8 protein-coding genes and 1 tRNA gene are annotated in these 8,126 nt (G+C 38.1%); all 9 read right to left on the bottom strand.

Annotated features, from left to right (window positions below; genetic code table 11):
• Positions 1 to 980, bottom strand: a 980-nt coding sequence (locus FD44_RS09160) for a peptide ABC transporter substrate-binding protein (RefSeq protein WP_162258119.1), incomplete at its 3' end; no start/stop codon positions are given.
• A gap of 372 nt (positions 981 to 1,352) precedes the next feature.
• Entirely contained in the window at positions 1,353 to 2,270 is a 918-nt protein-coding gene (locus tag FD44_RS09155; RefSeq protein ID WP_010620006.1) for an SPFH domain-containing protein, read from the bottom strand.
• A 36-nt stretch (positions 2,271 to 2,306) separates the two neighbouring features.
• Positions 2,307 to 3,968, bottom strand: a complete 1,662-nt coding sequence (locus FD44_RS09150) for a DUF975 family protein (RefSeq protein ID WP_010620007.1) — start codon at positions 3,966 to 3,968, stop codon at positions 2,307 to 2,309.
• 520 nt (positions 3,969 to 4,488) lie between these two features.
• Complete coding sequence (locus FD44_RS09145) at positions 4,489 to 4,695, bottom strand: hypothetical protein (protein ID WP_029327557.1); 207 nt, start codon at positions 4,693 to 4,695, stop codon at positions 4,489 to 4,491.
• A 417-nt stretch (positions 4,696 to 5,112) separates the two neighbouring features.
• Positions 5,113 to 5,511 (bottom strand): protein-export chaperone SecB, encoded by a 399-nt coding sequence (locus FD44_RS09140; protein ID WP_010620009.1) that lies wholly within the window; start codon positions 5,509 to 5,511, stop codon positions 5,113 to 5,115.
• The gene (locus FD44_RS09135) at positions 5,511 to 5,819 is read right to left on the bottom strand and encodes a hypothetical protein (RefSeq protein WP_010620010.1); all 309 of its coding nucleotides are present in this window, start codon (positions 5,817 to 5,819) and stop codon (positions 5,511 to 5,513) included. Before FD44_RS09135 ends, FD44_RS09140 begins: the two co-directional genes overlap by 1 nt.
• The gene (locus FD44_RS09130) at positions 5,803 to 6,414 is read right to left on the bottom strand and encodes a hypothetical protein (protein WP_010620011.1); all 612 of its coding nucleotides are present in this window, start codon (positions 6,412 to 6,414) and stop codon (positions 5,803 to 5,805) included. The genes FD44_RS09135 and FD44_RS09130 overlap by 17 nt, the downstream gene beginning before the upstream one ends.
• Positions 6,415 to 6,460: 46 nt before the next feature.
• Positions 6,461 to 6,937 carry a DUF5776 domain-containing protein gene (locus tag FD44_RS09125; RefSeq protein WP_225423053.1) on the bottom strand — a complete coding sequence of 159 codons (477 nt, stop codon included), beginning with the start codon at positions 6,935 to 6,937 and terminating at the stop codon, positions 6,461 to 6,463.
• Positions 6,938 to 7,983: 1,046 nt separating this feature from the next.
• Positions 7,984 to 8,067: transfer RNA gene (locus tag FD44_RS09120), tRNA-Leu, on the bottom strand.
• Positions 8,068 to 8,126 lie beyond the last annotated feature (59 nt).

The following is an 8,126-nucleotide window of genomic DNA, read 5'->3' as shown; positions in this document are numbered from 1 at the left end:
CTAACTTTTTTAGAGCCCATCAAAAGTGCTTTCCGTGTATTTGCATTTTTAAAGAGTGTTTGATTAAAATTAAAACCAATATAATTTGAAGTTGAAGATGATTTGGTATTAAAACCCTTATCATTCTTCATATTTTTGACAAACTGACCATCTATGGGCGCATAATCTGCTTTACCAGCTTGGTAAAGGTCAGCGCCAGTTGCAGTTGCCTTAACCAGTTTAAATTTCAAGGTATCCAGTTTGACCTTCTTACTGTTCCAATACTGATCATTCTTAACGAGCGTCCAATTGTCTCCAACCCCTGTAAACTTGGTTAACTTAAAGGGACCATTATAAATGGTGTTGGATGATTTTGTGCCAAATTTTTTCCCTTGAGATTCAACGTACTTCTGATCAAGCGGCTTATAGCAAATGGTGGTCAGTTGCTTTGTAAAATAGTCTGTTGGTCTAGCTAACGTAATCTGTAATTCATATTTACCTAGAGCTTTAACACCTAAGGTTGATGCCTTTGCCTTGCCGTTAATAATTTTAGCCGCATTTTTGACACTTTGATACTGCGCCAAATTAGATGCTGCATTTTTAGAACTAACGCCACGTCGTAATCCGTAGACATAATCTTGGGCAGTTACTGGATCGCCGTTTGACCACTTTGCAGACTGACGTAGCTTTATCGTATACGTCTTGCCGCCATTCGTAATTTTCGGTAATTCCGTTGCGCCAGTTGGTTGTGGATTATTATTTTTATTCAACCGGTACAATCCCTCATAGACATTTTGTATCATCGTTGAGGTTGTTGCATCAATCACGTTCGACGGATCGATTGATGTAATTTCCTTATTAGATAGTATCGTAACTTCCTGCTTCTTTGCTAAATCTTGAGTTGATGGTCCTGACGATGACGTTTGTTTGCCACACCCCACCAATGTGATGGCCGTCATGACCAACACACCTAAAACTAACCCTACTCGCTGCTTCTTCATATCAAATTTCTCCTTTCCCCCGCAAAAAAAAAAAAATCCCTAATCTCAAAACGAGATTAAGGACGACACTTGCCGTGGTACCACCTTAAATTGCCTAGAAACGATTCCAGACCACTTAGTATTTCAACGTCGTAAACTAACGCTGGCTGTATGATAGAGGACAGTTGCCTATTATTTTTACAAGGAGACCATATTCTCAGTAGCATCGCGGTTTTCTTTCCACTAGTTGAAAACTCTCTTCAGCGTGATATTACTAATACTCATCTCAAAATAAGTCGTGTTTGATTGACTAAAGCATATCGATAAATGTCAGCGCTGTCAACTGAATTTTATCGCATCAGTGAAGTTTCTAATCATACTAATCTTGTTCCCCTACTTAGTTGTTTCTTCCTGCTGATTGTTTCGCTTTAACATTTCGCCGATTGCGGGTAATTGTCCTAGTGCATCGGCAGTTTTATTTGGCATAACAACTGTATTTGCCTTTGAGTTAGCTAACTCAGAAAAGGCTTTTGTGTTTAAATCAATAAAGTATTTTTCATCTGCGTCTTTTAAGGCGGCATTAATCGTTTGGACCTTGTAGGCATCTGCATCAGCCTGAATTTTAATGGAAGTCGCATTGGCTGTAGCTCGTTTGACCATTGCCTCGTTTTCCGCCTTGTTGGTATCTACTAGGGCTCTATTATTTGCTTCGTTTTCTAAAGTAATTGAGCGACTCTTACCCTCTGCGGTTGCAATCGTTGCATCCCTTTCACGAGTTGCCTGTAAAAGGCGGTTCATCGAGTTTTGAATGTCAGCAGACGGGTTAACAGAGTCAATATTTATTCTATCAACGTTTAGCCCATATCCTGCTGTGACTGAAGAAATTTCTTTAAATAACGCCGCATTAATTTCCTGCGTCCCGTTTAAGACTTCATTTAACTCTTTGTTCCCAATAATTCCCCGAAGCGATGCACGAGTATCTTGCACCATTGAACGCACTGAATTTTCGTTTTTAAAAACAAAATCAGAAATATTAGTGACGTGAAATTTCAATGAGATTTTAACTGAAATTTCTGCATTATCCTTCGTTATCACGATTTGTTGATCCAAATCTAGAGGTGTTTGTGCGGTATTAACCGTCACAATTCTTGAAATAAACGGTTTGATAAAGTGGAGTCCAGGATTCAGTGTTTTTTCATACTTTCCCAAAGTGATGACAACCCCAACGTTTGGTTGAACAACGATTCTAATTGAGAATACCAGCAATACAATAACAATAATTAAAAATAAAATACTTAAAATAAATAACATCTAAATTTCCCCCAATATTTTTGATTTCCAATGAAGCTAATTTTCTCGACTGTTATCTTTCACTTTCCCTTTAGTACCAGAAATATGATTAAGAGAAAAGCCATAGTTATAATTACTATTATCGCCAGCTTGTGTTTTCACATCAGCTGCGTTTGCATCAAAACTAACTGTCATACTCTTGATTGAATCAACCGTTGTTAACGTTGGTAGAAAAACGAAAACATTTTCTCCACGAGAAGAATTATAGGGCACACCTCCATCAAATGCACCGCTTATATAATGTGGATCATACGCAGTTCCTAAATTCGTGAGTAATTTCGTTTGAGCAGGATAGTAATCATTGTCATATTTACCCGTTTTGACAGTCACGTCAAAAACAACTAGTCCTCCTGCGCGTTCCTTACCTGATCCGACATCCAATTTTTTGACCGGTATTTTCACAATGTAGGCTTTATCTATTGCAACTTTCGAATCCAACCATTGATCATTTTGCCAATTTATTTTGATTTCTTTCGAATCTAGTATTGACGCATTAGATTCATATCCCAACTCCACCTTATTGCTAGCAGGGTCAAAAGTGACGCTTCGCTGTGCTGGATCGGAATTCTTGTATCCATCTGTGAATTCTTTAACCGGCGTTATTCCATTATGAGGTTGAGCTTCGTCAGCTCGTTTTTGAGAACTGGACGCATTAGTCACCTTCTTGCTTGATTGCTCACTACGATTATTAGCTATTTGACGGGCAGAGTGCGTTACCTGACTAATTACGTATCCCAATGCAATGACGACGAGGATTGTGACAACCCCACCAACGACCCAAATTACCCAGTTTACGTGTGGCCTGGGTGATTGATTGTTTGTCCCCATTACTTCTTCGTAAAGAGAATTTTCGACCGAAGGGTACGCTTTTATAGGCTCACCCACTAAATTTTTAGAATCTTCAGGAATGGGGTTACCTGATTTTGTCGCTCCGTTACCATTTAGGTTGTCCATGAGTGGCTCTGTCTTGTTTTCAGGACTTCCCTTTAACCCCACATAAAAAGCAACCTGAGCCATCAATATGTACGGTAATAGCCATAGCATACCAATCCCTAACGTTAGGATTGCTAAAAGGCCCCAGCCAATAAAACTTAATTCTAGTAAAAATAGTCGCCCTTTTTGTCCATTCATCAATTTTCTGCTTTGCGTAATACAGTCCATTGCTCGAATTTCCTTAGGATTTTCACCATTATTGAGTCGCTCAAAATAAATGTAAAAACCTTGAGAATATGAAAATGTTTTAATGATTCCGGGAATATAAAAAAGTAACGACCAAAGTGCTGTAAAGAGCCCAATGAGAAATCCCAGTTTAAAAATTCCCCACGCGTGCTTAAACGCAAACGGAAATGCATCTAACACATTTGGGATTTTCCCAGTCATGTACCAGTTAAAATGCACAAAATTAATGGATGCCATTAAAATCTGCATAAAAATAATCAGTGCAACGTAAACAATTAATAAGAAGATAATTAGCCCGCTTGAAGTTCTCCCAGTCAATTGAGTTAAATATACGGCACCAAACAAAAATGAATAAATCATTGCAACACAAACATACATAAGAACCAGCGATACTAGAATTAACAGCGCTGCAGTTCCCCATTGGCCTGAAAGTACATTTCTTGCCTTTTCCCTAAAAGACGAGATTGGTGCATGTTTCATATTTTTATCCCCCTAAAAAGATAATGAATTATGTAACTATAATATTCTTAAAATATACTAAAAAACGGCTAGGAACGCAATGTATGCTCTACAAATCCCATTTAAATGTAAAATAGTCAGGCAATATGACTAAATACGTCCATATTCTTATCCACCATAAAGCTAAGTATTTATTTTTAGACAAACAAAAAGCGCCTATTTCTAGGCGTTTCACGTGGTTCTATTAGAAACCGATTGATCTAATGATGCCCCGAGCAAGATTCGAGCCATCCCCGAAAACGCTTATATATCAACGTTTATAAACACACAATAGTTCTTAGACCAAAATATGACCAAAATTCCTAGGCGGGAAAAATACATAAATTTACCGAGTTTGCCTATCGTTTGATAGCCATCTCATTCCATCAAACCCGACATAGTCAATCCTTAGCTTTGTCTCAATTCCAGCAACAACTTTCTCAAGATACGCTCATTGGTTATTTTAATATCGCTAACAATCTTTCGTTTTCGTCCATCTTGTTCAGTTAGTTTCTCCAGTGTTGTTACCTCGATTAGCCTGCTTTGCTTCAATCAATTCAGTTAATTCAGATAGTTCTTCATCGGTAGCATAGTTTCGAATAAAGTGCTTGGCGTTTGATTTATAGTTTCGGTGTTTTCGTTGTTCCGGATTTTTTTGATCATAAGTCCTTGTGGCCTTTAGTTGTGCTTCTGATGTTTTCTTGGGCATTGTCGATATAATATGCATGTAAAGGAAGAGACTGTGCTACCAGCCCCTTTAAGTTCGCAAGTCTAGTGCGGTAGTGTTGGTAGAAGTTAATCTTTTAGGTTAGCTTCTTTTATTATCCGGTAAGCTTTGGCGAAATTAATCGTCGCTCGGGATAATATATACAACGCTATCACTAGCGCCATACCCGCCCTCCGTTTTCTAGAAAGTGCATACTCATTCCCCCTTTATCTAGGATAGGTGTGAATGTGAGCCTGCACTATACTCACTAAGCCGGTGTCGGGGTAATTAATTCCTTCCTTGATTATATTTATATATATACGCATTTGCGTATACGGTTAACCTTTTTTATAATTTATTTTATTAGACACAAAAAGCCCCACTATCATTGAGACAGTGGGGTCTACCAATATGCACAGATTAGTCCTTTTGCTTTTTCATGAGCTCTATTATATTCATCGTTGGTAATATTAAAGTTGGCATATTGTTTGAAAGCATCGTAACAGATGATACTACCGATCTGAGATAAGGAAATAAAATAGCAACCGCGTTAGTTGAAAGGAGTTGCTCCGCTCCTACAGAATCTTTGTCATCCTCTACGGTGTATTTAAATTTTCCTTCTATAGCCACCTCCAGTTTAAAAGGTGAATTCACATCTAAAGTGACACTGAGTCCAACCAACGAAACATTCCCCTCCAGATTCGATACTATCACATGGAATTCCGGTTTTAGACGTATTTTTTCTTGTTCTACAAAAGATATATTTTCTTCGAAATTTATTTTTTTTACTTTATATGATTTAAATTCTATCACTGCCACTATGCAATCAAACTCCTTTTTCCATCAGTATCAAAAGATTCATGTTTCGTAGTGGTAGAATCTTCGATGTCGTAAATATCGTGTGTATCAGACAGATAGATTGTTTGTTCATAGAAAGAACGTTCCACAAACAATTCTATTTCAGGTTCAAAATTTTCAGAATAGTCTATAGTTACAAACTCACCACTAGTTGACTTTATTTTATTATCAGTACTGCTTTTATCATACTTACGTCTCAAACTTTTTATTTCATCTTCCGATAATTCATGTTTAAAATTTAGTGCGTCAGCATCAAAATGAAAACTCATCTGAAATAACCTCCTTTGTGGGATCCGCAATTTCTCTTCTTTGTAATAAACTCCTGTCCCTTACTGCATACACTGTCTTTACTTTGGAAGTAGGAAGTGGAATTACCTTTTTCCTGTCCCCATGGTACCCTATTTCGTTGCTCCCGATCAACCCTTTGATCTTAGTTTTGGGATATAGCCCATGTTCCTTAACAACAGAAAAAATGTGCTTTGCTTGTCGTTTTTCTAAAACATCATGTAAAAAATTAATCACTTCTCCATTTTTATCCATGTCGAGATCCACATCGAATTCACCAGAAAATCTAATAGCAAAGACTTTTACCTCTTGGCTTGTATCAGTCCTTGTCATGTCCAGGATGTCTTTTTCAGAACAAATCAATTTGCTCTTCGAAGTATTGAAATTTTTGTCAGGCAAGTGAGAATGCTGTATCTGTAGCCAATATTTAGCGTTGCTAAAATTGTCCCAAAAATACATTCCTTTTCCTGCCCAAACACCGTCCTCTTGAGACGGAAAAAAGCCACCGTGAACAAATTTATCGTTCTGACTTTCCGTATCAACATGATAAACGGGTATCATTATATCAAATCCAGCCAAATCCGTTTCTCCCATCCGTACTGTTATAAGTCTGAACAATGATACCTTATTTTAAAAAAAACTGCAAAAAGCCACCCACCTCAATTAAGAGATGAGTGGCTTTAACTGTCTCATTAATCAGTTTGTTTCCGCTGATATACAGACCATTCGCAAGATTTAATCGTGATCCATTTCCGTATGCTTGTATCCCAACAATCTCAAATTCAGTTCCTTTTGGAAAACTATCGACCTTATTCTTTAACGCAACATCTTTATACCGTCCAGTTCCCTTAACGGATTCAACCACTTTAGGCGCGTCAACAAAGTATTGGTTATTAACGTAATCCTTATTAGCCGTGATCCAGTTACCATTAGTTAATTGGAATCGGTGACCGTCACGATCCTTTAGTTTTAGAGTCGAGTTCTTGCCATATGTGGCAACAGCGCTTTTTCCGGAGCCAACCTGACTAGCAGACTTATAAGCCTTCACTAGTTTTTTTGTAAAAATAATTTTTGGCGTCCAGTCGAAGTAACTGGCTTTAATTCTGATTTCCGTGGAAGTGGTGCTATCACTTGCCCCATTTTTGAGGTCCTTAGCAAACTGAGCTTCACTGATACCCCGCTTAGCTAGATAGCCGTATAGTCAACGTGACTTCCACCGTAATGCTGAGTACACCAGTAGTGCGATTTAATTCACTTTGTACCGGTACCACCGGCATCTAATGTTAGTGGAATATTGTGCTTTTTAGCGTATGTTTGAATTACCAAATATATCGCTTATACGATTCATTAAATCGACTTTGACTATTAACATGCGCTAATTCTACTTGCATTGGACTATATGGATTTGCATCCAATGAACCCCAAACAACATAACCTGGTTCTCCAACCTGATGATATATTGCCTTATCATCCACAATAAAGCGAGTATAAGCTGCCTTACTAATGATGGCTTTGGTCCACTAAAAGCCCTCAATCAGTGCGAGTGATCCAAGTTGAAAAGGAATTGTTTAACATGCTGGATATATATCGGCGATCACAGCAACGTTTGAACTTAAACAATCCAAACAATTTGATATTTGCGCAAACCAACGGCAATCCATCAAGCGACAGCGGCGTCAATCAAACGCTCAAAACGACCCTAAAAAGGATCAATGCGGATAAGATAATAACGTTCCATGGACTGTGACACACGCACGCCTCTTATCTGATCTATCAGGGCTTATCAATCTACGCTATATCACAACGGCTAGGCCACGCAAATTATATGGTCACGATCAAGACTTATTCTCACTTGTTGCACGTGATGGAAAAAGCCGAAAATAAGAAACTTATGACTGCTTTACAGGAACTAAGCGAAAGAAGTTTTGGTCAAGATCACGCCCTCTAACCCGTTGAGCGCCAACGAGTTTCACGATTGTAAATTTCAACTTTTGGTCACAGACCAAATCGACCATATTTTCCAGTTTGTGACCAAATTCTGACCAAAAGTAAATCATTATCAATCACTTTTAGTCACTTTAACAAAAACAAAAACGCCCATTTCTAGGCGTTTCAAGGTGATTCATGATGATGTAATAGGTATCCGAATGCCCTGGGCAAGATTCGAACTTGTACTTGGTTTCCCAAACAGCGACCTGAACGCTGCGCGTCTGCCAATTCCGCCACCAGGGCAACAACAATATTATTTTACACTACTTTTAAAAGTAAGGCAAATTCTATAATTAATCCGA

The sequence above is a fragment of the Secundilactobacillus malefermentans DSM 5705 = KCTC 3548 genome (assembly GCF_001436395.1).
GTDB lineage: Bacteria > Bacillota > Bacilli > Lactobacillales > Lactobacillaceae > Secundilactobacillus > Secundilactobacillus malefermentans.
This window is presented reverse-complemented; position numbering and strand designations above follow the sequence as displayed.

Coding starts and splice junctions, on each gene's coding strand:
- FD44_RS09155 (WP_010620006.1), bottom strand. CDS start 2,270: ATGTTATTTATTTTAAGTATTTTATTTTTAATTATTGTTATTGTATTG.
- FD44_RS09145 (WP_029327557.1), bottom strand. CDS start 4,695: ATGCCCAAGAAAACATCAGAAGCACAACTAAAGGCCACAAGGACTTAT.
- FD44_RS09135 (WP_010620010.1), bottom strand. CDS start 5,819: ATGAGTTTTCATTTTGATGCTGACGCACTAAATTTTAAACATGAATTA.
- FD44_RS09150 (WP_010620007.1), bottom strand. CDS start 3,968: ATGAAACATGCACCAATCTCGTCTTTTAGGGAAAAGGCAAGAAATGTA.